This is a genomic window from Streptomyces sp. NPDC096339 (genome assembly GCF_044762985.1).
In the GTDB taxonomy this organism is placed as follows: domain Bacteria; phylum Actinomycetota; class Actinomycetes; order Streptomycetales; family Streptomycetaceae; genus Streptomyces.
The window spans coordinates 204,104-229,903 of record NZ_JBIWFI010000006.1 but is presented as its reverse complement, the minus strand read 5'-3'; the positions used below and the strand labels follow the sequence as shown (position 1 = coordinate 229,903).

Annotated in this window: 9 protein-coding genes; all 9 read left to right on the top strand. The window is 71.6% G+C overall.

Annotated features, from left to right (window positions below):
- Nucleotides 1-8 precede the first annotated feature (8 nt).
- The 9 genes from ACIQ5Y_RS12350 to ACIQ5Y_RS12310 all read left to right on the top strand — a co-directional run bounded on the left by ACIQ5Y_RS12350 (nt 9) and on the right by ACIQ5Y_RS12310 (nt 25,786).
- Nucleotides 9-12,227, top strand: coding sequence for an amino acid adenylation domain-containing protein (locus tag ACIQ5Y_RS12350; protein ID WP_403878706.1), 12,219 nt, complete (start codon nt 9-11; stop codon nt 12,225-12,227).
- Nucleotides 12,228-12,246: 19 nt separating this feature from the next.
- Entirely contained in the window at nt 12,247-17,811 is a 5,565-nt protein-coding gene (locus tag ACIQ5Y_RS12345) for an amino acid adenylation domain-containing protein (protein WP_403878703.1), read from the top strand.
- Between the two features lie 15 nt (nt 17,812-17,826).
- On the top strand, nt 17,827-18,036 hold the full coding sequence (locus ACIQ5Y_RS12340) for an MbtH family protein (protein WP_403878700.1): 210 nt from the start codon (nt 17,827-17,829) through the stop codon (nt 18,034-18,036).
- Between the two features lie 110 nt (nt 18,037-18,146).
- Nucleotides 18,147-19,322, top strand: coding sequence for a cytochrome P450 (locus ACIQ5Y_RS12335; RefSeq protein WP_403878697.1), 1,176 nt, complete (start codon nt 18,147-18,149; stop codon nt 19,320-19,322).
- A 20-nt stretch (nt 19,323-19,342) separates the two neighbouring features.
- The gene (locus ACIQ5Y_RS12330; protein ID WP_403878694.1) at nt 19,343-20,497 is read left to right on the top strand and encodes a cytochrome P450; all 1,155 of its coding nucleotides are present in this window, start codon (nt 19,343-19,345) and stop codon (nt 20,495-20,497) included.
- Nucleotides 20,487-21,683: a cytochrome P450 gene (locus tag ACIQ5Y_RS12325; RefSeq protein WP_403878692.1), complete on the top strand. Its 1,197-nt coding sequence runs from the start codon at nt 20,487-20,489 to the stop codon at nt 21,681-21,683. The genes ACIQ5Y_RS12330 and ACIQ5Y_RS12325 overlap by 11 nt, the downstream gene beginning before the upstream one ends.
- A 74-nt stretch (nt 21,684-21,757) precedes the next feature.
- On the top strand, nt 21,758-23,227 hold the full coding sequence (locus tag ACIQ5Y_RS12320; RefSeq protein WP_403878689.1) for a tryptophan halogenase family protein: 1,470 nt from the start codon (nt 21,758-21,760) through the stop codon (nt 23,225-23,227).
- 43 nt (nt 23,228-23,270) lie between these two features.
- Entirely contained in the window at nt 23,271-24,449 is a 1,179-nt protein-coding gene (locus ACIQ5Y_RS12315) for a cytochrome P450 (protein WP_403878686.1), read from the top strand.
- Nucleotides 24,450-24,496: 47 nt separating this feature from the next.
- Nucleotides 24,497-25,786 carry an FAD-dependent oxidoreductase gene (locus ACIQ5Y_RS12310; protein WP_403878684.1) on the top strand — a complete coding sequence of 430 codons (1,290 nt, stop codon included), beginning with the start codon at nt 24,497-24,499 and terminating at the stop codon, nt 25,784-25,786.
- Nucleotides 25,787-25,800: the final 14 nt, after the last annotated feature.

Sequence of the window (25,800 nt, the reverse complement as noted above, 5' to 3'; positions counted from 1 at the left end):
AGATATCGATGGCTCAGTCGCGGATCGAGGACATCTGGCCGCTGTCGCCGCTGCAGGAAGGGTTGCTGTTTCACACGGTCTACGACGACGAAGGGCCCGACATCTACGTGGGCCACTGGATCCTGGAGTTGCAGGGTCCGGTCGACCCGGCGAGGTTACGCGCGGCATGGGAGGCGCTGCTCACCCGACACGCCGCCCTCAGGGCCTGCTTCCGGCAGCGCGCATCGGGCGAGACGGTGCAGGTCATCGCGAGCCGCGTGGACCTGCCGTGGCGCATGGTCGACCTTTCCCACCTCGACGATCCCGACGAGGCGGTGCGGGAGCTGGCCGAGGAGGACCGGCTGCGGGGGTTCGACGTCGCGCAGGCCCCACTGCTGCGCCTCACGTTGATCCGTCTCGACGACGCCAGGCACCGCCTGGTGGTGACCTGCCATCACGCGGTCATGGACGGCTGGTCGTTGCCCATCGTCTTCAACGAGCTGTTGGCGCTTTACGCGGCCGGCACCGGCCGGCCGGATCTGCCGGAAGTGGCGTCCTACCGGGATTACCTCGCCTGGCTGAGCCGGCAGGACCACGAGCGGGCGCAGGCGGCATGGGCGGCGGAGTTGCGCGGCGCGCAGGAGCCGACCCTGGTGGCGCCCGCCGACCCGGGCCGGGCGCCCGGCATGCCGGAGAGCGTCACGGTCGAGCTCCCCGAGGACCTCACCCGATCGCTGGAAGACCTGGCCCGCGGCCATGGGCTGACGCTGAACACGGTGGTGCAGGGCGCGTGGGCGCTGGTGCTGGCGCAGCTGTCGGGCCGGACGGACGTGGTGTTCGGTGCGGTGGTGTCGGCACGCCCGGCGGACCTGCCCGGCGTGGAGGCAATGGTGGGGCTGTTCCTCAACACCGTGCCCGTGCGCGTACGGCTGAACGGCGCCACGCCGATCATCGGAATGCTGACGGAGTTGCAGAGGCGGCAGTCGGCCCTCATCCCGGACCAGTACGTGGGGTTGGTGGACATCCAGAAGGCTGCCGGCCCCGGCGCGGTCTTCGACACCCTGCTCGTCTTCGAGAACTTCCCCCGCGACCTCGGTGAACCGGACTCCGCCGACACCTTCGCCATTCGGGTGAACCAGGGCAGGGAGGCCGCCCACTATCCGCTGACGCTGGTCGCCGTCCCCGGCGACACGATGCTCCTCAAGCTCGACCATCTGACGGACCTCTTCGACACGGGCGCGGCCCTCTCCGTCCTGGAGCGGTTCCAGGGCGTTCTGCGCCGGCTGACGACCGACCACGAGATCACCGTGGCCGACGTCGACGTGACGACCGCCGCCGAGCGCGACCTGGTCAACGCGTGGGGCACGGCACCCGACGTCGAGCCGGGCTGCCTGGCGCCGGCCCTGTTCGATCGCCAGGTGGAGCTGCGCGGAGACGAGACGGCGATCACCGACGGAGATCGGACGACGTCGTTCCGGGAGCTGGCCGGGGAGGCGGACAGGCTCGCGGGGTACCTGGCCGGCCGGGGCATCCGGCGCGGGGACCGGGTCGCCGTGATGATGGAACGGTCATCCGACCTGATCGCGACGCTGCTCGCGGTGTGGAAGGCGGGGGCGGCGTTTGTGCCGGTGGACCCCGCCTACCCGGCGGAGCGGGTGAAGGTCATGCTGGCCGACGCCGATCCGGCCGCGGTGGTGTGCCGGGCCGCGAACCGGGCGGCCGTGTTGGACAGCGGGCTCGATCCGATCGTCCTGGACGATCCGCAGACGCGGCGGGCCGTGGAGCGGTGCGCCCGCCCCTCGGTGGAGGTGGGAGCCGACGACCTCGCCTACGTGATGTACACCTCGGGGTCGACGGGCACGCCCAAGGGCGTCGGGGTGTCGCACGGCAACGTGGCGGGGCTGGTCGGGGAACCGGGATGGGAGGTCGGGCCGGGCGACGCCGTGCTGACGCACGCCTCGCACGCCTTCGACATTTCCCTGTTCGAGATCTGGGTGCCGCTCCTGTCGGGCGCCCGCATCGTGATCGCCGAACCGGGAGCGGTGGACGGGGAGGCCCTGGCCCGATACGTGGCGGGCGGCGTCACGGCCGCCCACCTGACCGCAGGGGCCTTCCGAGTGCTGGCCGAGGAGTCACCGGAGTCGATCGCCGGACTTCGCGAGGTGCTGACCGGCGGGGACGAGGTGCCGCCGGCGGCGGTGGAGCGCGCACGGCGGGCGTGCCCGGACGTCCGGGTGCGGCATCTCTACGGCCCGACGGAGTCGACGCTGTGCGCGACCTGGTGGCTGATCGAACCCGGCGACGAGACCGGACCGGTGCTGCCGATCGGACGTCCCCTCACGGGCCGGCGCGCCTACGTCCTCGACGCGTTCCTGCGCCCCGTTCCCCAGGGCGTGAAGGGCGAGCTGTACGTCGCCGGGGCCGGTGTCGCACGCGGCTACCTGGGACGTGCGGCATCGACCGCCGAGCGGTTCGTCGCCGATCCCCTCGTCCCCGGCGAGCGGATGTACCGGACCGGTGACCTGGCCCACTGGACGGACCAGGGCACGCTCGTGTTCGGCGGACGGGCCGACGATCAGGTGAAGATCCGTGGCTATCGCGTGGAGCCGGGAGAGATCGAGGCGGTCCTCGCCGGGATTCCCGGCGTCGGCCAGGCCGTGGTCGCCGCCCGGGACGAGCATCTGATCGGCTATGTGGTCGCCGAAGCCGGGCGGGACCTCGACCCGGTACGGCTGCGGGAGCGGCTCGCCGAGACGATGCCCGACTTCATGGTTCCGGCGGCGGTGATCGTGCTGGACGAGCTGCCGCTGACGGTCAACGGGAAGGTGGATCGACAGGCCCTGCCCGCACCGGACTTCGCCTCGAAGTCGGTGGGCCGGGAGCCGGCCACCGAGGCCGAGCGGATCCTGTGCCGGGTCTTCGCCGAGGTCCTCGGCTTGGAACGGGTCGGGGTCGACGACGGCTTCTTCGAGCTGGGCGGGGACTCGATCTCGTCGATGCAGGTGGCCGCCCGCGCCCGTCGCGAGGGAATCGCCCTCACCCCCCGGCAGGTGTTCGAGCAGCGGACCCCCGGACGGCTGGCCGCGCTGGCGCCGGCGGCCGCGGCGACGAGGCCGGGCCGCTCCGACGCGGACGCGGCCATCGGGGAGGTTCCCCGGACGCCGGTGATGCGCGCCCTCGGAGCCGACGCGCTACGCCCCGGCTTCGCCCAGGCGCGAGTCGTCGTCGCCCCGCCCGGCCTCGACCGCGACGCGCTGGTGGCCGCCCTGGGAGCGGTGCTGGACGTCCACGACCAGTTGCGCGGACGGGTGGAGTCCGACGGACGGCTGATCGTGCCCGATCGGGGCACGGTGGACGCGGCCGCACTGGTGACACGGGTGGAGGCCGGGACCGGGAACCTCGATGAGATCGCCGAACGCGAGGCCGGGACGGCCGCCGCCGGCCTGGACCCGTCGACGGGGACCGTGGTGCGGGCCGTGTGGATCGATGCCGGAGCCTCCGAGCCGGGCCGGTTGGCGGTGGTGGCCCACCACCTGGTGGTCGACGCCGTCTCGTGGGGCATCCTGCTGCCGGACCTGCGAACGGCCTACGACGAGGTGACCTCCGGAGGGACCCCGTCCCTCGAACCCGCGACGACCTCGTACCGGCAGTGGTCGCGGCGGCTGACCGAGCAGGCGTTCGGCGAGGGCACCGTCGCCGAGATCGATCACTGGGTCGAGGTCCTGGACGGCGCGGACCCGTTCCCCGAGCAGCACGCGGGGCGGCCGCACTCATGGTCCTGGACACTGTCCGGGCCCGCGGCGCGCAGCCTGGTGGGTGGGGCCCCGGGAGCCTTCCACTGCGGGATCCGCGAGGTCCTGCTGGCGGGCCTGGCGGGCGCGGTGGCGCGTTGGCGCGGCGGTGACGCCGGGGTGCTGGTGGACCTGGAGGGACACGGCCGCCACGCGGCCGACGGCGAGGACCTGCTGCGCACCGTGGGCTGGTTCACCAGCGTCCATCCGGTCCGCCTCGACGTTTCCGGCGTCGACCTGGCAGCCGCCGCGGCCGGGAACGAGCAGGCCGGGGAGCTGCTGAAGGCCGTGAAGGAGCAGGTCCGCGCCGTGCCGGGCGACGGGTTCGGCTACGGGCTGCTGCGCCATCTCAACCCCGACACCGGGGCCAGGCTGGCCGAACTGCCGTCCCCGAAGATCGGGTTCAACTACCTCGGCCGGTCGGCCTCCGCCTCCCCGGGCACTCCGTGGCAGGTCGCCGAAGGACCGCTCGGCGCGGGAGCCGCCGGCCCCGACCTGGTCCTCGCCCATGCCCTGGAGGTCGGTGCGGACGTTCAGGACACGCCGGCCGGTCCCCTGGTGAGGCTCACCGTGGACGGCCGGGATCTCGACCCCGCCACGGTGGAGCGGCTGGGGGAGGCCTGGCTGGAGATGCTCGCCGGCCTCGCCGCCCACGCCGCCTCCCCCGGCGCCGGAGGCCACACGCCGTCCGATTTCGACCTCGTCGACATGTCGCGGCGGGACGTGGCGGAGCTGGAGGCCGCCGCGCCCGGACTGACCGACATCTGGCCCCTGTCGCCCTTGCAGGAGGGCATGCTCTTCGAACGGGCCCTCGACGAGGAGGGGGTGGACGTCTACCAGAGCCAGCGGATCCTGGACCTCGACGGGCCGCTCGACCCGCAACGGTTGCGCGCGGCCTGGCAGTCGCTGGTCACCCGGCACGAGTCGCTCCGCACGAGCTTCCACCAGCTCGGCTCGGGTGAGACGGTGCAGGTCGTCGCGGGCGAGGCCGCCATCCCCTGGCGTGAGGCGGACCTGTCGCATCTCGGCGAGGCCGAGGCGGCCGTCGAGGCCGAACGCCTTCTCGCGGAAGACCAGGCGGAGCGGTTCGACGTGACCCGCCCGCCGCTGCTCCGGCTGCTGCTGATCCGTCTCGGCGAGCACAGGCACCGGCTCGTACTGACGTCGCACCACGTCCTCCTGGACGGCTGGTCGACGCCGATCATCCTGGGCGAGATGTCGTCCGGCTACGCGGGCGGACCGACCTCGTCGACGTCACCCTCCTACCGCGACTACCTGGCGTGGCTGAGCGGTCAGGACCAGGACGCGACGCGATCGGCGTGGCGGTCGGAGTTCGCCGGGTCGGACGAGCCGACCGTGGTGGACGCCGACGCGGGCAAGGCGATGGTGATGCCGGACGAGCACTGCGCACGGCTGTCCGCCGAGTCGACGCGGACGCTCACCGACTTCGCCCGCGGCCACGGGCTCACGTTGAGCACGATCGTGCAGGGCGCGTGGGCCCTGGTGCTGGCCCGGCTCGCGGGCCGGACGGACGTGGCGTTCGGAACGGTGGTGTCGGGCCGCCCGGCGGACGTACCGGATGTGGAGCGGATGGTGGGCATGTTCATCAACACCGTTCCGGTCCGGGTACGCCTCGACGGCGGCCTGCAGGTCCTGGAGCTGCTCCAGGACCTGCAGCGACGCCAGTCGGCGCTGACGGAACACCAGTACATGGGTCTGTCGGAGATCCAGAAGGCGGTGGGGCCGGGCGCGGTCTTCGACACCATCATGATGGTCGAGAACTACCCGCTCGACGCGGCCGGCCTCGGCGACGAGGGCGGTGTCACGATCAGCTCGGCCCTCACCCGGACCGGTACCGGCTACCCGCTGACCATGAGCGCCAGTCCCGGGGAGCGCCTGCAGATCCGCGTGTCCTACCGGCCCGACCGGATCGACGGGAAGACCGCCGCCGAGGTCGCCGGGCAGGTCGTGCGCGTCATCGAACGGGTGATGGCCGAGCCCTCGCTCTCCGTGGGCCGCCTGGGCGTGACGAGCGACGTGACACGCGCGTCCGTGGTGGAGCGCTGGAACGCGACCGGCGAGGCCGCCGGCGATCCGTCGGTGGTGGAACTGTTCCGGCGGCGCTCGGCGAGCGCGCCGGACGCGGTGGCCGTCGTCGACGGGGACCGCACCCTGTCCTACGGCGAACTCGACCGGGAATCGGACCGGCTGGCAGGTCATCTGGCCGGGATGGGCGTGCGGCGCGGCGACCACGTCGGCGTGGTGATGGAGCGCGGCGCGGACCTGTTCGTCGCGTTCCTCGCGGTGTGGAAGGCCGGGGCCGCGTACGTCCCGGTGAACGTGGACTACCCGCGGGTACGGATCGAGCGGATGCTGGCCGACGCGGGCGCGGCGGTGGCGGTCTGCGCCGAGGCGACCCGGAACGCGGTACCGGACGGGGTCGAGCCCGTGCCCGTGGACGCGCCGTGGACCGGGGCGACGAGCCACGAGACGCCGACGGTCACGGCGCGCGACGTCGCCTACGTGATGTACACGTCGGGATCGACCGGGGAGCCCAAGGGCGTCGCGGTGCCGCACGGAAGCGTCGCGGCCCTGGCCGGCGACCCCGGCTGGTCACTCGATGCCGATGACTGCGTACTGATGCACGCCTCGCACTCGTTCGACGCGTCGCTGCTGGAGATCTGGGCGCCGCTGGTCCGCGGTGCCCGCGTCATGGTCGCCGAACCGGGCGCGGTCGACGCGCAGCGCCTGCGGGACGCGGTGGCACGAGGCGTGACCACCGTCCATCTGACGGCCGGGAGCTTCCGGGTGTTGGTCGAGGAGTCGCCGGCCTCTTTCGGCGGGTTGCGCGAGATCCTCACCGGCGGGGACGTGGTGCCCCTCGCCTCCGTCGCACGGCTGCGCCGGGCCTGCCCGGACGTCCGGGTCCGGCACCTGTACGGCCCGACCGAGACCACACTGTGCGCCACGTGGCATCTCCTCCGGCCGGGGGACGAGCCGGGCGACGTCCTGCCGATCGGCCGCCCTCTCGCCGGGCGGCGGGCGTACGTGCTCGACGCCTTCCTCCAGCCGGTAGCCCCGAACGTGACCGGCGAGCTCTACCTCGCGGGCGCCGGTCTCGCGCTCGGCTACCTCGACGCCTCCGGCGCGACCTCGGAGCGGTTCGTCGCCGCCCCGTTCGCCCCCGGCGAGCGGATGTACCGCACCGGCGACCTGGCACGCTGGACCGACCGGGGCGAGCTGCTGTTCGCCGGACGGGCCGATTCCCAGGTGAAGATCCGGGGCTACCGGGTCGAGCCGGCGGAGATCGAGGCGGCGCTCGCCGAGGCTCCCCGGGTCGCGCAGGCGGTCGTCGTCGCGCGGGCGGACCGTCCGGGTGAGAAGCGGTTGATCGGCTACGCGATCGCGGAGCCGGACCAGGCCCTGGACCCCGGCGTGCTCCGCGAACACCTCGCGGCGCGGCTGCCGGAGTTCATGGTCCCGGCCGCGGTGGTGGTCTTGGAGCACTTCCCGCTGACGATCAACGGGAAGATCGATCGCGAGGCCCTGCCCGCTCCGGAGTTCTCCGCGAAGCCCGCCGGGCGCGAGCCGCGCACCGAGGCGGAGCGGGTGCTGTGCACACTGTTCGCCGAGATCCTCGGGCTGGACCGGGTCGGAGCCGACGACAGCTTCTTCGAGCTGGGCGGCGACTCGATCCTCTCCATGCAACTGGCCGCCCGAGCCCGCCGCGCCGAGGTCGTCTTCGGCGCGAAGGACGTCTTCGAGCAGGAGACACCGGCCGGGATCGCCGCGGTCGCCGAGCGCGGCGGCACCACGCGGGCAGACCTCGCCGACGCCGTCGGCGAGGTCGCGTGGACGCCGGTGATGCGGGCGCTCATCGAAAGCGACCCCGGCGCGCTGACCGGAGGAGCCCTGACCCAGTGGGTGACCGTGGGCGCTCCCGGCGACCTGTCGGCAAACGCGCTGGCGGCCGGGCTGGGCGCGGTGATCGGCGCCCACGATCTGCTGCGGAGCCGGATCGTCACGGCCGAGGGCGAAGAGCCGGTCCTGGCCGTGTCCGGTCGCAGCGCGGTGGACGCGGCCGATCTGGTCGAGCGGGTCGAGGCGGGCACCGGCGACATCGATGAGCTCGCGGACCGGTGCGCCGGGGAAGCCGCGGCGCGGTTGGATCCCGCCGCCGGTGTGATGATCCGGGCGGTGTGGGTGGACGCCGGACCCGGTCGCGTGGGCCGGCTCGTGCTGGCGGCGCATCACCTGGTGGCCGACGCGGTGTCGTGGCGGATCCTGCTGCTGGACCTGCGTGCGGCGTGTGAGGCCGTGATCGCGGGCGGGCAGCCCGCTCTCGACCCGGTGGAGGTCCCGTTCCGGCGATGGGCGCGGACACTGGCCGATCAAGCCGCGACCCGGACCGCGGAACTCGAGACCTGGACGGAGATCCTCGACCACGCGGAACCGCGTCTGGCCTCCCTCGACCCCACCCGCGACACCATCGCGACCGCGGGACGCAGGTCGTGGACCCTGCCGCGAGACCGCGCGGGCGTACTCGTGGAGAAGGCCGCCTCGGCCTTCCACTGCGGTGTCCACGAGGTGCTCCTGGCGACCCTGGCGGGCGCGGTCACTCGGTGGCGCGGCGGCGACCGCGTCGTCGTGGACGTCGAAGGCCATGGCCGCGGACCCATCGGAGAGCTGGACCTCTCGCGGACGGTCGGCTGGTTCACCGACGTCCACCCGCTGCGGCTGGATGTGACGGGGATCGACACCGACGAGGCCGTCGCCGGTGGCGAGGCGGCCGGCCGCCTGCTGAAGAAGGTCAAGGAGAACGTGCGGGCCGTGCCCGACGGCGGCCTCGGCTACGGGATGCTGCGCCACCTGAACGCCGAGACGGCACCGACCCTGGCGGCCTTGCCGAAGGCGGAGATCGGGTTCAACTACCTGGGCCGCTTCTCCTCCCGCCCCGACGGCGACCCGGAGCCCTGGCAGATGACGGGGACCATCGGCGGCGCGGCGGAGCAGCACGCGCCGTTGCGACACGCCGTGGAGGTCGACGCCGTCGTCCTCGACTCCCCGGACGGCCCCGAGCTCCGGCTGACCGTGACCTGGGCCGGACGGATCCTCGGCGAAGCCGAGGCGGAGTCGCTCGGCCGGGCCTGGCTGGACCTGCTGTCCGGCCTCGCCGCGCACGCCGCCCTCGGAGTCGGCGGGCACACCCCCTCCGACTTCTCCCTCGTCGCGCTGACGCAGCGGGACGTGGAGGAGATCGAGGCCGCCGTTCCGGGCCTCGCCGACATCTGGCCGCTCTCCCCGCTCCAGGAGGGCCTGCTGTTCCACGCCGTCGACCAGCGAGGCCCGGACGTCTACGCGGGCATCCGCACCCTCGCCCTCGACGGCCCGCTGGACGTCGCCCGCTTCCGCGCGTCCTGGCAGGCCCTCCTCGACCGGCACGCCGCCCTGCGGGCGAGTTTCCATCAACTCGGCTCCGGCCGGGCCGTGCAGGCGATCGCACGCGAGGTGGCGCTGCCCTGGACGGAGACCGACCTGTCCCATCTGCCCGAGGACGAGGCGCTGGCGCGGTTCGAGCGAATCGCGGAGGAACTGCACGCCGACCGGTTCGACCTGAGCCGGGCCCCGCTGCTGCGCCTGCACCTGGTGCGCATCGGCGAACGCAGCCACCGGCTGGCCCTCGCCTCCCACCACATCTCCTGCGACGGATGGTCCCTCCCGATCCTCTCCATCGACGTGATGGCGGCCTACGAAGCGGGCGGTGACGGCCTGTCCCTGCCCGCCCCCACCTCGTACCGCAGCTATCTCGCCTGGCTCTCCCGCCAGGACAAGGAAGCCGCCTGGCAGGCGTGGCGGACCGAGCTCGCCGGGCTCGACGAGGCGACCCACGTCGTGCCGCCGGACGCCATCACCGCGCCCGTCGAGCCCGAACGCGTCCGGTTCGAACTCGACGACGATCTGAGCCGTCGGCTGGTGGAGTTCACGCGCCGGCACGGCGTCACGATGAACACCCTCTTCCAGGGGATCTGGGCGCTTCTCCTGGCCCGGCTGACGGGCCGGGACGACGTGGTCTTCGGCTCCGCCGTGGCCGGGCGTCCGCCCGAGATCCCCGGAGTGGAGTCCGTGGTCGGCCTGTTCATGAACACGCTGCCGGTCCGGGCCCGCCTCGCGGGTGGTGAACCGTTCCTCGACATGCTGACGCACTTGCAGGAGCGTCAGGTCGCGATGATGGCGCATCAGCACGTCGGGCTGTCGGAGCTCAACCAGATCGCCGGGCAGGGCGCCGCGTTCGACACGATCGTGGTGTTCGAGAACTACCCCCGCCCGCCGCTCCCGTCCGAAGCCCCCGATGCGCTCGTCATGCGCCCCGTGGGGATCCCGAACGACAGCGGGCACTATCCGGTATCCATGCGCGCCTCCCACGACGGCGGCGTCCACGGCGAGTTCATCTACCGTCCGGACGTCTTCGACCGGACCAGGGCGGAGGAGATGCTCGCGGCGGTCGTCCGGGCGCTGGAGCAGGTGACGGCCGATCCGCGGACTCCGGTGGGCCGGGTCGGCCTGATCGGCACGGCGGAGCGCGGCCTGGTGGTCGAGGAATGGAACGCCACCGACGCGCCGTTCGCGCCGGAGCCGCTGCCGGTGCTGTTCCGCCGCCGCGCGGAGCTCTCGCGGGACGCGATCGCGGTGGAGGACGCTGCGCGGAACCTGTCCTACGGCGGGCTGCTGGAAGAGGCGGAGGATCTGGCGCGGCTGCTGGTGGGGCTGGGCGTCCGACGTGAGACGAGCGTGGGCGTGCTCGTCGGACGGTCGGCGGAACTGGTGGTGGCCCTGCTGGGCGTGTCGCTGTCGGGCGGGGTGTTCGTACCCGTCGACCCGGACTATCCCGCCGGTCGGATCGAGCTGATGCTGGCGGATTCCGCGCCCGAGGTGCTGCTCTGCACGGGGGCGACCCGCACAGCCGTGCCGGACGGGTTCGCGGGCGTGGTGGTCGCACTGGACGAGCGGCCGGCCGCCGACCCGGGAGTGGTACTGCCGGCCGTGGCGGCGGGCGACGGAGCGTACGTGATCTACACCTCCGGGTCGACGGGGAGGCCCAAGGGCGTCCAGGTCACCCACGCCGGGCTCGGCAACCTGGCCGGCGCGCAGATCGAGCGCTTCGGAGTGACGTCCTCCTCACGCGTCCTGCAGTTCGCGTCCCTCGGGTTCGACGCCGCGATCTCCGAGCTGTGCACGGCCCTGCTGTCAGGCGGGACCGTGGTGCTGGCCGACCCCGACAGCATGCCGCCGCGCGTGTCGCTGGGCGACGCGGTGCGCCGGTGGCGCATCACCCACGTCACCGTGCCGCCGAGTGTGCCGGCCGTCGAGGACGACCTGCCGGCCGGCCTGGAGACCCTGGTGGTCGCCGGTGAGGCGTGCCCGCCCGCTCTGGTCGACCGCTGGTCGCGGGACCGCCGGATGATCAACGCCTACGGGCCCACCGAGACGACCGTGTGCGCGACGATGAGCTCGCCGCTGTCCCCGGGACGCGACGTGGTCCCCATCGGCCGCCCGATCACCAACATGCGGGCGTACGTGCTCGACGCCTACCTCCAGCCGGTGCCGCCCGGCGTGGCCGGTGAGCTCTACGTCACCGGGGCAGGGCTCGCGCGTGGATACCTCGGGAATCCGGGCCTGACCGCGCAGCGGTTCGTCGCCGACCCGTTCTCCTCCGGGGGCCGTATCTACCGCACCGGCGACCGGGCCCACTGGACCCGTGAGGGAGAGCTGGTCTTCGTCGGCCGGGCCGACGCGCAGGTCAAGGTGCGCGGTCACCGGATCGAGCCGGGTGAGATCGAGGCCGTGCTGGCGGACCATCCGGGGGCCGCCCAGGTGGTGGTCGTCGCTCGTGAGGACGGGCCCGGCGAGAAGCGGCTGGTGGCGTACGTCGTCCCGGCGCCCTCCCGGTCGGCCGACGCGCTGATCGCCGCCCTCCGTGAGACGGCGGCCGAACGACTGCCCGAGTACATGAGGCCGGTGGCGTTCGTACCGCTGGACGTGATGCCCCTGACCCCGAACGGGAAGGTCGACCACCGGGCGCTCCAGGCACCCGACTTCGCCGGCGGCTCCTCGGGACGGGATCCGCGCACGGCCGTCGAAGAGCTCCTGTGCGCGCTGTTCGCCGAGATCCTCGGGGTGGAACGGGTCGGGGCCGACGACAGCTTCTTCGAACTCGGCGGCGACTCGATCAGCTCGATGCAGCTGTCGGCCCGGCTCCGCCGCGAAGGACTGGAACTGACCCCGTGGCAAGTGTTCGAGGAGAAGACGCCCGAACGGCTGGCGGCGCTCGCCAAGGAGCTCCCGGCCGAGGGCGAGGAGAGCGAGGAGAGCGAGGAGCCGGAGTCCCAAGACGGCATGCTCCTGGCCCTCTCGCCCGACCAGATGGACCAACTCCAGGCCGGGCCGACCGATGAATAACCTCCACAAGGAGCAAAACGTGACTGTTGACGACACTCGTGCGAAGCCGCGCTCCGGCGTGGAAGACGTCTGGCCCCTGTCGCCGCTGCAGGAGGGGATGCTCTACCACACCGCTCTCGACAAGGACGGCCCGGACACCTACACCGTGCAGTCCGTCTACGGCATCGAGGGCCCTCTGGACTCCGAGCGTCTGAAGAAGTCCTGGCAGGCGCTCCTGAACCGGCATGCCGCGCTGCGGGTTTGCTTCCGGTACGTCAGCGGTGCGCAGATGGTCCAGGTCGTCTTACGGGACGTCGAGATCCCGTGGCGGGAGACGGACCTGTCCGAACTCCCGGACGACCTGGCCGACGACGAGGTGGGGCGGCTGGCGGAGGAAGAGCTGGCCGAGCGCTTCCGCCTTGAGACGGCCCCGTTGACGAAGCTGCATCTGATCCGGCTGGGCCCGGAGAGCCACCGGCTCGTCCACACCCTTCACCACGTGCTGGCCGACGGATGGTCGATGCCGATCATCCACCGCGAGCTCTCCGCGATCTACGCGGCGGGCGGGGACCCGTCCGGGCTGCCGGCCACGACCTCCTACCGCGACTACCTCGCCTGGCTGGGCCGCCAGGACAAGGAGGCGGCCCGGGCCGCCTGGCGCAAGGAGCTCGCCGGTCTGGACGCCCCCACCACGGTCGCCCCGGCCGATCCGAGCCGAATACCGGACATCGATACGGTGATGACCGAGCTCTCCCCGGAGCTGACGAACGATCTGGCACGGCTGGCCCGCGGCCACGACCTCACGCTGAGCACCGTCGTACAGGGTGTGTGGGCCGTCGTGCTGTCGCAGCTGGCAGGCCGCACCGACGTGGTGTTCGGCACGACCGTCTCGGGACGGCCGGCCGAGCTGGCCGGCGTGGAGTCGATGGTCGGCATGCTGCTCGGCACCCTGCCGGTGCGCGTCCGGCTCGACGGCGGGCGCAGGGTCGTCGACCTGCTCGCCGATCTGCAGCGGAACCAGTCGGCGCTCATGGCCCACCAGCATCTCGGCCTGCAAGAGGCACAGGCCGCCGCCGGACTCGGAGCGATCTTCGACACGCTCGTCATCTACGAGAACTTCCCCCGTACCGGACTTGACCGGCCGCAGGACGACGGCCTGAACATGCGTCCCGTGCGGAAGGGACGCGACTCCTCGCACTACCCGTTCACCCTGGTCACCGGGCCGGGCGAGCGGATGCCGGTCATTCTCAACTACGACCGGGGTCTGTTCGACCGGGAGGTCGCCGAATCCGTCCTCGGCGCCTTCGTCCGGGTGGTGGAACGGCTGGTCGCCGAGCCCGACGTCCTGGTCGGCCGGCTGGCCCTGCTGAGCGTCGCCGAGCGCGCCGTGGTGGTGAACGACTGGAACGAGACGGCGGCCCCGGTGCCCGGGGACTCCGTGGTCGAGCTGTTCGGGCGGCGGGTGGACACCGCACCCCACGCGGTGGCGATCACCGATGCGAGCGGCACGGACCTGACCTACGCCGAGCTCGACCAGGCGTCGAACCGGCTGGCCCGGTACCTCACCGGCCGCGGCGTCCGGCGCGGAGCCCTGGTCGGGGTGGCCATGGACAGGTCCGCCGACCTGCTGATCACGTTCCTGGCGATCTGGAAGGCGGGCGCCGCGTTCGTCCCCGTCGACCCGGGGAATCCGGCTGAGCGGATCGCGCTCATCCTCGCCGACTCCCGGGTCTCGACCGTCGTGTGCACGACCGCCACCAGCGCGGTCGTACCGCAGGACGCGATCGTCCTCGACGCGCCGGAGACCCGCGCGGCCGTCGACGACCAGGCCGCCACCGTCTTGGAGATCCGGGTCGGCGCGGACGATCTGGCGTACGTGATGTACACCTCCGGATCCACCGGCGTCCCGAAGGGCGTGGCCGTCACCCATGGGGGAGTGGCCGGTCTGGCGGGCGACGCGGGCTGGCGGATCGGTCCCGAGGACGGCGTGCTGATGCACGCGACCCATGTCTTCGACGCCTCGCTCTACGAGATGTGGGTGCCGCTCGCCACGGGCGGCCGGATCCTGCTCGCCGAGCCGGGAGTGGTGGACGCCGAAGGAGTGCGCCGGGCCGTCGAACGGGGCGTGACCGCCATCCACCTCACCGCCGGAACCTTCCGCGCCCTGGCGGAGGCGTCACCGGAATGCTTCACGGGCCTGATCGAGGTCGGCACCGGCGGGGACGTCGTACCCGCCTTCGCGGTGGAGAACCTGCGGCGGGCCCAGCCCGGTCTGCGGGTGAGGAACACCTACGGGCCGACCGAGACCACCCTGTGCGCGACGTGGAAGCCGATCGAGCCCGGTGACGCGATCGGGCGTGAGCTGCCGATCGGCCGCCCCATGGCGAACCGCGAGATCTACGTCCTCGACGCCTTCCTGCAGCCCGTCGCGCCGGGCATCACCGGCGAGCTGTACATCGCCGGCACCGGCCTGGCCCGCGGGTACCTCGGCAGGCCGGACCTGACCGCCGAGCGGTTCGTCGCATGCCCGTTCCTCGCCGGTGAACGCATGTACCGCACCGGAGACCTGGCGCGCTGGACCCGCGACGGCGAGGTGGCGTTCGTCGGGCGGGCCGACGACCAGGTGAAGATCCGGGGCTTCAGGGTGGAGCTGGCCGAGGTCGAAGCCGTGCTGGCGGCCCAGCCGGGCGTGACCGAAGCGGTCGCCATGGCACGCGAGGACCAGCCCGGCGAGCGGCGTCTGGTCGGCTACGTCGTCACCGACGGGGGCGAGGCCGACGTGGAGGAGATGCGGCGCCGGATGGGCCTCGTCCTGCCCTCCTACATGGTCCCCATGGCGATCGTCGTCCGTCCGGGCCTGCCCATCACCCCGAACGGCAAGGTGGATCGCCGGTCCCTGCCCGCCCCCGACCTCGCGGAACGCACCTCGGAGAAGGCCCCCGAGAGCGAGACCGAGAAGGTGCTGTGCGCGCTGTTCGCCGAGATCCTCGGCGTCGAGCGGGTGGGTGTCGACGACGCCTTCCACGACCTGGGCGGCAGCTCGGCGCTGGCCATGCGGCTCATCGCGCGGATCCGCGAGGAGATCGGCGCGGACCTGCCCATCCGGCAGCTGTTCTCCTCGCCCACGCCCGCGGGCATCGCCCGGGCGCTGGCGGCGAAGTCACGTCCCGCGCTGGAGGCCGCCACCCGGCCGGAGCAGGTGCCCCTGACCGCCCGGCAGCTCCGCGCCTGGCTGCTGGCCCGTCCCGGAGAGACGACCGCCGGCATGCACGCCTCGGTCGCGTTGCGCGTGCGCGGCCGGCTGGACGTGCCCGCGCTGGAGGCGGCGCTCGGTGACGTCGCGTCCCGGCACGAGATCCTCCGGACGACCTTCCCCGGCCAGGCCACGACCGTCCACCAGCACGTCCACGACTCCGCGACGGTCGAGCTGAAGCCGATTCCGGCCACCGAGGAGGACCTCCCCGGGCTTCTCGCCGAACGGGCCCGGCGGCCCTTCGACCTCACCCGTGACACGCCGTGGCGCTGCGACCTCTTCGCGATCGACGAGCGGGAGCACGTGTTGGCGCTGACGGTGCACCGGATCGCCGCCGACGACGACTCGCTGGACGTGTACTTCCGCGACCTGGCGGCCGCGTACGGCGCGCGGCGCGCGGGCCGGGTCCCGGAGCGCGCGCCACTGGCCCTGCAGTTCGCCGACTACGCCATCTGGGAGCGACGGCTGCTCGAGGGCGAGCGCGAGCAGGGAAGCCTGATCGACGACCAGGCGTCCTTCTGGCGGGACCGCCTCGCCGGCATCGACGGGGACACGGTCCTCCCCTTCGACCGTCCGCGCCCGGCCATCCCGTCGCGGCAGGCCGGCACGGTCGCGCTCCGGCTGGACGGCGCCCCGCACGCCCGGCTGCTGGCGGCCGTGGACTCGGCGGGCGCCGACGCCCAGCAGTTGGTGCACGCCGCGCTCGCCATGCTGCTGACCCGATCGGGCGCGGGCGACGACCTCGTGATCGGCACGACGCTGCCGCGGGACGAGGACCTGATCGACCTCGAGCCGATGATCGGGCCCTTCGCCCGGCCGCTCCCCCTGCGCACCGACGTCTCGGGAGACCCGACCTTCCTGGAGACCGTCGCCCGGGTGCAGGAGACCGTCCGGGACACCCGCCAGCACCTGGACGTACCCTTCGAGCGAATCGTCGATCTGCTGGACCTGCCCGCTTCGTTCTCCCGCCACCCCGTGTTCCAGGTGTCCCTGGGTGTGGCCGAGGAGGACACCGGCGCCTGGGACGCGACGGAACTGCCGGCGCTGCGGACCAGCGTCGAACCCGGCCGGCCCGAGGCCATCGAGCTGGACCTCGCGTTCAAGCTCACCGAACACCGCGACGAGGACGACCACGGCGACGGCATCGACGGAGAGCTCCGCTACGCCGTCGACCTGTTCGACAGGGCCACGGCCGAATCGCTGGCACGACGACTGATCCGAGTCCTGGAACAGGTGGCGGAGGACCCCCACCGGCGCGTCAGTGACCTGGACCTCCTGCTGGACGACGCCGAGCGCGAGCGCCCGGCCGAGGCCCCGGCCGTGTGGACCGGGTCCGTGCCCCCGGCAGTCGCCGACCTGGACCGGGAAGGCCTGTCCGGCGCGCTCGTGCTCGACGAACGGCTGCTCCCCGTCGCACCCGGAGCCGTCGGCGATCTCTACGTCACCGGCTCCGCCGTCGACGCGGGCCCGGCCGACCAGAGCCTGCCCTGCCCGTTCGGGGCCGAGGGACGGCGTATGCTGCGCACTGGCTCGCTCGCCCGCTGGTCCGCTGCCGGAACCCTGGTCCTCCTGGGCGAGCGCCGGCGATCCAGCGCCGGGGCGAAGACCGCCACGGGCGACTTCGAGGTCCTGCTGCCGCTGCGCCCCGGCGGCGACCGTCCGCCGCTGTTCTGCGTCCACGCGAGCGGCGGCCTGAGCTGGAACTACGGGCCGCTGCTGCGGGAACTCCCGTCGAACCAGCCGGTCTACGGAATCCAGGCGCGCGGCCTGGCCCGCACCGAAGCCCTGCCCGGCGGCGTCGAGGAGATGGCGGCCGACTACGTCGCGCAGATCCGCACCGTGCAGCCGACCGGGCCCTACCACCTCCTCGGTTGGTCACTCGGCGGGCGGATCGCGCAGGCGATGGCCGCGCTGTTCGAGTCCGAGGGCGAGCAGGTCGCGACGCTCGCGCTGCTCGACGCCTACCCCACCTACATGGGGAAGAAGGCACGCGGTGACCGGGGCGCCCAAGAGGCCGTCGACAAGCTGAAGGAACAGCAGATGGAGCTCGCCGCCGGACTGGTCCGGGGGGACGGAGCCCGGGCCCGCCTGGAAGAGGTGATGCGCAACCTCGCCGAGGTCGGGCCGAGGCACGACGCCCCGAGCTTCGCCGGCGACATCCTGCTGTTCGTCGCTTCGAAGGACCGCCCCCCGCACATGCCCGTCGATTGGGCGATCGCCAGCTGGCAGCCCCTGACCAGCGGGGTCCTGGAGTCCCACGAGATCCACGTCGACCACAACGAGATGATGCAGCCCGCGTCGCTGGCCCGGATCGGGGCCATCGTCGCCGAGAAGCTCCGGCCGCGGCCGTAGCGGGAAAGGACCACCATGACCAACCCCTTCGACAACGAGGACGGCTCCTTCTTCGTGCTCGTCAACGACGAGGGCCAGCACTCCCTCTGGCCCGCCTTCGCCGAGGTGCCGGACGGCTGGACCCCCGTGCACGGTGAGGCCGCCCGCCAGGACTGCCTCGCCTACATCGAGGAGAACTGGACCGACCTCCGGCCGAAGAGCCTGATCGCGGAAATCGGCGGCTGAGGGTGTCCGGCCGCTCAATTCGGGCAGTTGGACGGGCTCGACGCCCGTCCGACCGCCCGGACATCCTCGTTCTGCGTACGCCGGCCGGATGAGACGAAAGGACCCGCGGAATGTTTGAGGAGATCAACGTCGTCCGGGCGTCGCAGTTACACCGGAGGAACCGGTTCGATCCGGTGCCCGAACTCCACGCCCTGATGAGCGAGGGCGAGTTGACCGTCCTGGGAACCGAGGACTCCGCCGAGGGGCGGACCGCGTGGCTCGCCACCGGGATCGAGGAGGTCCGGCAGGTCCTCGGCTCGGACAAGTTCAGCGCGCGCCTGCTCTACGGCGGGACCGCGGCCGGCTTCACCTGGCCCGGCTTCCTCACCCAGTACGACCCGCCGGAGCACACCCGGCTCCGGCGGATGGTGCTTCCCGCGTTCTCCGCCCGCCGGATGCAGAAGTTCCGGCCGCGGGTCGAGCGGATCGTCCAGGACAGCCTTGACGCCATCGAGGCCCTCGGCGGCCCGGTGGACTTCGTCCCGCACTTCGGATGGGCCGTGGCGACGCCGTCGACCTGCGACTTCCTCGGCATTCCCAGGGACGACCAGGCGGATCTGTCACGGATCCTCCTCGCCAGTCGGACCGACCGGTCGGACAGGCGGCGCACCGCGGCCGGGAACAAGTACATGACCTACATGAAGCAGCACGTCGCCAACGCGCGCCGCGATGCCGGCGATGACCTGTTCGGCGTCGTGGTCCGCGAGCACGGCGACGCCATCACGGATGCCGAGCTGACGGGGGTGGCCGCGTTCGTCATGGGCGCGGGCGCCGACCAGATGGCCCGTCTCCTCGCGGCGGGCGCCTGGTTGATGGTCGAAGCGCCCGCGCAGTTCGCTCTGCTCCGGGAGAAGCCCGACGCCGCACCGGAATGGCTGGACGAGGTGATGCGGTACCTCACGACCGACGAGAAGACCCATCCGCGCGTCGCGACGCAGGACGTGCGGATCGGGGACCGCCTCGTCAAGGCCGGCGACACCGTCACCTGCTCCCTGCTGGCCGCCAACCGCCGGAACTACCCGGGTACGGAGGACGAGTTCGACATCACCCGTGACAGGCCGGACCATCTGGCGTTCGGGTACGGCATCCATCACTGCCTCGGCAGGGCGATGGCCGAGCTGATGTTCCGGGTCGCCATTCCGGCGCTGGCGCAGCGCTTCCCCACCCTGCGGCTCGCCGAACCGCACCGCGAGATCACGTTGGGGCCGCCGCCCTTCGACGTGGAAGCCCTGCTGCTCGACTGGTAACACCGGACATAGGAGGACCGATGGCACTTCCCTTGCCGCACCAGCGGCACCGGCTCGATCCTGTGCCGGAGTTCCACGACCTGATGGACGAGGGGCCGCTGCACGAATACGACACCGAGCCCGGGATGGACGGCCGTAGGCAATGGCTGGTCACCGGGTATGACGAGGTCCGGGAGATCCTCGCCGATCCCGTGCGGTTCAGCTCCATGCGGCCGGTCGACGACGAGGCCGACCGGGCCCTGCTGCCGGGAATCCTTCAGGCGTACGACCCGCCGGACCACACCCGGTTGCGCAGGACCGTGGCCTCGGCCTACTCCGTCCGGCGGATGGAGCGACTGCGGCCCCGCATCGAGGAGATCGTCGAGGAATGCCTGGACGATCTGGAGGACGTGGGGTCGCCGGTCGACTTCGTCAGGTACGCGGCCTGGCCCATCCCGGCGCTCATCGCCTGCGAGTTCCTCGACGTCCCCCGCGACGACCGGGCCGAGCTGTCACGGATGATCCGGGAGAGCAGGGAAAGCAGGCTCCCCCGACAGCGGACCTCATCGGGGATGGGCGTGGTCAACTACACCCGGAAGCTCGCGGCCCGCAAACGCCACGATCCCGGCGAGGGCATGATCGGTGTCATCGTGCGCGAGCACGGGGCGGAGGTCAGCGACGAGGAACTGGCGGGGCTCGCCGAGGGGAACCTGATCATGGCGGCCGAGCAGATGGCCGCCCAGCTGGCCATCGCGGTACTCCTGTTCGTGACCCACCCCGACCAGATGGCGCTGCTTCGCGAAAGTCCCGAACTCGTGGACGGCGCCACCGAGGAACTGCTGCGGCACGCTTCGATCGTGGAGGCCCCGGCCCCTCGGGTCGCCCTCGCGGACGCCCGCGTCGCCGGACGCGACATCCGGGCCGGCGACGTCGTGACCTGCTCCATGCTGGCGATCAACCGTCCGCAGGACGACCGCTTCGACATCACCCGTGAGAACCCGAAGCACATGGCGTTCGGATACGGCATCCACCATTGCCTCGGGGCACCGCTGGCCAGGCTCCAGCTACGGGTGGCTCTGCCGGCGGTGTTCCGCCGCTTCCCGTCGCTGCGGCTCGCCGTCCCCGAGGAGGACCTGCGGTTCAAGCCGGGCCGGCCCGCGCCCTTCGCCGTGGAGGAGCTTCCCGTTGAGTGGTGACCAGAGGCCTCCGATCCACACGCGCCGGCAGGGCTTCGACCCGGCCGACGAGCTGCGCACCGCCGGAACGCTGACGCGGATCACGATCGGATCCGGAGCGGACGCCGAGAGCACCTGGTTGGCCACGGGGCACGCTGTCGTCCGGCAGGTTCTCGGCGATCACACACGGTTCAGCACGCGCCGCCGCTTCGACCGGAATGACGAGATCGGCGGAAAGGGCGTCTTCCGGCCGCGTGAGCTGGTCGGCAACCTGATGGACTACGACCCACCGGAGCACACCCGGTTACGGCGCCTGCTGGCACCGGGGTTCACCCATCGCCGGATACGGCGGATGGCCCCCTACATCGAACAGATCGTGACGGAACGCCTCGACGCGATGGAGCGGGAGGGGTCCCCCGCGGACCTGATCGAGATGTTCGCCGACGAGGTGCCCGGCCCCGTGCTGTGCGAGCTGCTCGGGGTACCGCGAGACGACCGCGCCATGTTCCTCCAACTCTGCCACCGGCATCTCGACGCTTCGCTCAGCGGCCGGAGGCGGGCGGCCGCGGGCGAGGCTTTCTCCCGCTACCTGGTGACCATGGTCGCCAGGGAACGCAAGGACCCCGGCGAAGGGCTCATCGGCATGGTCGTCGCCGAACACGGCGACGCGGTCAGCGACGAGGAGTTGAGGGGCGTCTGCGTGCAGATGATGCTCGCCGGCGACGACAACATCTCCGGCATGATCGGCCTGGGCGTGCTGGCGCTGCTGCGGAACCCCGAGCAGATCGCCGCGCTGCGCGGCGACGTCCAGTCGGCGGACCGGGCGGTCGACGAGCTGATCCGGTACCTGACGGTCCCCTACGCTCCGACCCCCCGAACCGCCATCGAGGACACCGCCGTCGACGACCAGGTGATCAAGGCGGGGGAGACGGTCCTGTGCTCCCTCCCGACGGCCAACCGCGACCCCGCTCTGCTGCCGGACGCGGATCGCCTCGACGTGACCCGGGAAGCCGTCCCCCATGTCGCGTTCGGGCACGGCGTTCACCATTGCCTGGGAGCCGCGCTCGCCCGCCTTGAACTGCGCATCGCCTATACCGCTCTATGGCGGCGCTTTCCCGATCTGCGGCCGGCGGATCCCGACGGGGCGACCGCCTACCGGCTGAGCACCCCCGCATATGGAATCAGCCGTCTGATGGTCGCGTGGTGACCGGATGGACGGCTTGAGCGGAGATCCATTGCCCTGCACAATCGCAAAAGACTCGATCGAGGGATGGTGGGAGAATGTCGGTGGAAACGTTCGACGTGGTGGTGGCGGGAGGCGGACCCGCGGGTTCGACCGTGGCCTCCCTGGTCGCCATGCAGGGCCACCGAGTGCTGCTGCTGGAGAAAGAGGTATTCCCGCGGTATCAGATCGGCGAATCGTTACTTCCGGCCACCGTTCACGGTGTGTGCCGGATGCTCGGAGTCACCGATGAACTCGCGGCGGCACAATTCCCGGTGAAGCGCGGCGGTACTTTCCGGTGGGGATCCAGGCCGGAACCGTGGACGTTCTCCTTCGCGGTGTCCCCGCGAATGACCGGCCCGACCTCGTTCGCCTATCAGGTGGAGCGGGCGCGATTCGACGAGATCTTGCTGAACAACGCCAAGCGCAAGGGCGTGACGGTCCGCGAGGGATGCCCGGTCGGCGAAGTCGTGGAGGAGGGCGACCGGGTCACCGGCCTGCGGTACACCGACGCCGACGGCGTCGAGCACGAGGTCAGCGCACGTTTCGTGATCGACGCGTCGGGCAACAAGAGCCGGCTGTACTCCAGCGTCGGCGGCACGCGCGACTATTCGGAGTTCTTCCGAAGCCTGGCGCTGTTCGGCTACTTCGAGAACGGCAAACGGCTCCCGGAGCCCTATTCGGGCAATATCCTGAGCGTCGCCTTCGACAGCGGATGGTTCTGGTACATTCCGCTGAGCGACACGCTCACCAGTGTGGGTGCGGTGGTCCACAGGGACATGGCCGAGAAGGTCCAGGGCGACCGGGAAGAAGCCTACAAGGCCCTGATCGCCGAATGCCCGCTGATCGCGGAATACCTGTCGGACGCACGCCGGGTGACGACCGGGAAATACGGGGAACTGCGAGTGCGAAAGGACTACTCCTACCTCCAGACGACGTTCTGGCGCCCGGGAATGGTCCTCGTCGGCGACGCCGCGTGTTTCGTCGACCCGGTGTTCTCCTCCGGAGTGCATCTGGCGACCTACAGCGCCCTGCTCGCCGCCCGTTCGATCAACAGCATTCTCGCGGGCGACCTGGACGAGAAGACCGCCTTGAACGAGTTCGAGGCCCGGTACCGCCGCGAATACGGGGTGTTCTACGAGTTCCTCACGGCGTTCTACCAGATGAACGAGAACGAGGAATCGTATTTCTGGCACGCCAAGAAGGTCACGAACGGCGAGCACACGGAGTTGGAATCCTTCGTGGACCTGGTCGGCGGGGTGTCGTCCGGCGAGGCGGCGCTCGCGGCGTCCAGGATCGCCGAGCGCAGCGCCGAGTTCGCCGTGGCCGTCGACCAGATGGCCGCCGGCGATGACGCGGACATGGTGCCGTTGTTCAAGTCGCAGGTGGTCAAGCAGGTGATGCAGGAGGGCGGCCAGGTCCAGATGCGAGCGGTGCTCGGCGAGGACGCCGCGCCCGAGGAGCCGGTGTTCCCGGGCGGGCTGGTGGCCTCGCCCGACGGGATGAAATGGCTGCCCTACCGTGGCTGAGGTGGACGAGGCGGCGCCGGTCGTCCAACCGACGGCGAACTACATGAGACGAACGCTCTGCGATCCGCACGAGGACATGCTCGCCCTCAGGGCGCACGGCCCGCTGATCCGGATCGCGGGGAACGCGTCCGACCAGATGAGCACGGACTACGTATGGCAGGCCATGGGCTACGACGTGGTGCGGAAGATACTCGGTGACCACGAGAACTTCACGACGCGGCTCCGGCTGACCGAGTCGGAACCCCTCAGCGGCGAAGGGGTGCCGATCCCGCCCGAGCTGGCCGGACAGATCTCGATCTACGACCAGCCCGAACACACGCGACTGCGACGGATGCTGACGCCCGAGTTCACGGTCCGACGGATCCGCCGGCTGGAGCCCGCGATCGAGGGCATCATCGAAGAGCACCTCGATGCGATGGAGGCCGCGGGACCACCCGCGGACCTCCAGGTGCTGTTCGCCGACCCGGTCGGCGGCGAGACCCTGTGCGAGCTGCTCGGGGTCCCGCGCGACGATCGGGGCGAGTTCATCCGCCGCGTCAGGCAGAACGTCGACCTCAGCCGCGGATTCAAGGCCCGGGCGGCGGACAGCGCGGCGTTCAACCGATACCTGAACGGTCTCATCACCCGGCAGCGGAAGGCGCCCGACGAGGGGTTCCTCGGCATGCTCGTCCGTGAGCACGGCGAGCGGATCACCGACGAGGAGTTGAGGGGCGTCTGCACGGCGCTGGTCCTCGGCGGCGTCGAGAGCGTCGCCGGCATGATCGGCTTCGGGGTCCTCGCGCTGCTCGACCATCCCGACCAGAGGCGGCTGCTCTTCTCCTCCCGCGAGGAGACCGACGGCCTGGTGAACGAACTGCTGCGCTTCCTCTCGGCCGTGCAGCAGCCGACTCCGCGCATGGCCGTCAGGGACGTCGTCGTCGACGGGCAGTTGATCAAGGCGGGGGAGTACGTCCTCTGCTCGATCCTCATGGCCAACCGCGACGAGGGGTTGACGCCGAACCCCCATCTCCTCGACGCGAACCGCGAAGCACTCCCGCATGTCGGATTCGGGCACGGCATCCACCACTGCATAGGCGCCGCAGTGGCGAGGGCGGTGCTCCGCATCGCGTATCAGTCCCTGTGGCGACGGTTCCCCGGGCTGAGCCTGGCCGTACCGGCGGGGGACGTGAAGTTCCGCAACGCGTTCATAGACAGCCCGGATCGCTTGCCGGTCACCTGGTAGCGGCCGCCATGACGACGGATCAGCGATCTACGGAAAGACGGTGGGAGATGTCGGCAGAAGCATTCGACGTGGTGGTGGCGGGGGGTGGGCCGGCGGGTTCGACCGCGGCCACCTTGGTGGCGATGCACGGCCACCGGGTGCTCCTGGTGGAGAAAGAGGTCCTTCCGCGCTACCAGGTCGGAGAATCGTTGCTTCCGTCCACCGTTCACGGGGTGTGCCGGATGCTCGGCGTCACGGAAGAACTGGCGGAGACGGATTTCCCGGTGAAGCGGGGTGCGACGTTCCAGTGGGGCGGTCGGCGGGAGCCGTGGGCCTTCTCCTTCGAGGCGTCACCGAGGTTGACCGGGTCGACGTCATTCGCCTACCAGGCGGATCGGGCGCGGTTCGACGAGATCCTGCTGAACAACGCCAAGCGCAAGGGCGTGGTGGTCCGTGAAGGGTGCTCGGTCACCGCGGTGGTCGAGGAGGGCGACCGCGTCACCGGCTTGCGGTACACCGACGCCGACGGCGGTGAGCACGAGGTCGGCGCGCGTTTCGTGATCGACGCCTCGGGCCACGAGAGCCCGCTGTTCTCCAGCGTCGGCGGCACCCGCGACCATGCGGAGTCCTTCCGCGGCCTGGTGTTGTCCGGCTACTTCGGGAACGGCTGCAAGCGGCTGCCCGAACCGCGTTCGGGTGACTCCTTGAGCGTGACCTTCGACGGCGGCTGGTTCTGGTACGTCCCACTGTTCGGCGGGCTGACCAGCGTGGGCGCGGTGGTGCGCCGGGAGAGGGCCGAGAAGCTCCCCCATGACCGGGAGGAGGCGCTGAAGGCCCTGATCGCCGAATGCCCGACCATCTCGGATCTGCTCTCGGAGGGGATGCGGGTCACGGCCGGCAAGTACGGGAAGCTGCGGATCCGCGAGGACTACGCCTACCACCAGACGACGTTCTGGCGTCCGGGGATGGTCCTGGTGGGCGACGCCGCCTGCTCCCTCGACCCGCTGTTCTCCAGCGGCGTTCATCTCGCGACCTACAGCGCCCTGCTGGCCGCCCGTTCGATCAACAGCGTCCTCGCGGGCGATCTGGACGAGAAGACCGCCCTGACGGAGTTCGAGGCGCGGTACCGCCGCGAGTTCGGCGCGTTCTCCGAGTTGCTCACGGAGTTCCACACGACGACCGGCGACGAGTACCCGGAACCGGAGTCGTTCGTGGACCTGGCCGCCGGTGTGTCGTCCGGCGATGCGGCGCTCGCGGCACGGGGCGCAGGGGCGTCGGCGTCCGAGGAGCCGATGTTCGCGGGCGGGCCGGCGGTTTCACCCGACGGATTGACATGGCTGCCCCACCAGCCGAAGTGACGAGACATTTGATC

Coding starts and splice junctions, on each gene's coding strand:
- ACIQ5Y_RS12350 (WP_403878706.1), top strand. CDS start 9: ATGGCTCAGTCGCGGATCGAGGACATCTGGCCGCTGTCGCCGCTGCAG.
- ACIQ5Y_RS12340 (WP_403878700.1), top strand. CDS start 17,827: ATGACCAACCCCTTCGACAACGAGGACGGCTCCTTCTTCGTGCTCGTC.
- ACIQ5Y_RS12335 (WP_403878697.1), top strand. CDS start 18,147: ATGTTTGAGGAGATCAACGTCGTCCGGGCGTCGCAGTTACACCGGAGG.
- ACIQ5Y_RS12330 (WP_403878694.1), top strand. CDS start 19,343: ATGGCACTTCCCTTGCCGCACCAGCGGCACCGGCTCGATCCTGTGCCG.
- ACIQ5Y_RS12320 (WP_403878689.1), top strand. CDS start 21,758: ATGTCGGTGGAAACGTTCGACGTGGTGGTGGCGGGAGGCGGACCCGCG.
- ACIQ5Y_RS12315 (WP_403878686.1), top strand. CDS start 23,271: ATGAGACGAACGCTCTGCGATCCGCACGAGGACATGCTCGCCCTCAGG.
- ACIQ5Y_RS12310 (WP_403878684.1), top strand. CDS start 24,497: ATGTCGGCAGAAGCATTCGACGTGGTGGTGGCGGGGGGTGGGCCGGCG.